Genomic DNA, 501 nt, shown 5'->3' with positions numbered 1-501 from the left:
TCTACCGATAACAACTGCTCCCATATCTTGCATAAAGCCGCTTCAAGCTCGTTCCGTGGAGCTTCATAATTGTCATTTATAACTGGAGCCGGTTCCGGTAGTGCGCGGCGATCCAGCTTCCCATTTATCGTCAATGGAATTTCATTTAACTCAGTAAAGCTCTCCGGTACCATATAGTCCGGTAGCTTCTCGGCCAGCGAAGCTGCCATCAACTCAGTATCTACTCCGGAATTGGTCGCAACGAAATAAGCGGCAAGGTAAGTCTGTTCATCACGCTTTCGATCGATTACCACCGCTTGTTTAACCTCAGGCAATTCCATTAGCTGACTCTCGATTTCCTTTAGTTCTATTCGCAAGCCGTGCAACTTGATCTGGAAATCATTGCGGCCAATATAGTCAAGATTTCCGTCCTCCAGCCAGCGCACCAGGTCACCCGTTTTATACAAGCGATCATAGCCTTTCGCTAGCTCATCGGCTGTCGCAAATGGATTATCAACAAAA

The 501-nt window shown here is 47.1% G+C and carries 1 pseudogene; it reads right to left on the bottom strand.

The features are described from left to right. Nucleotides 1–501 (bottom strand): annotated as a pseudogene (locus IYN84_RS20890) (AMP-binding protein); the annotation flags it as partial.

Source organism: Aliikangiella sp. G2MR2-5 (assembly GCF_015687155.1).
Lineage (GTDB): Bacteria > Pseudomonadota > Gammaproteobacteria > Enterobacterales > Kangiellaceae > Aliikangiella.
This window is presented reverse-complemented; position numbering and strand designations above follow the sequence as displayed.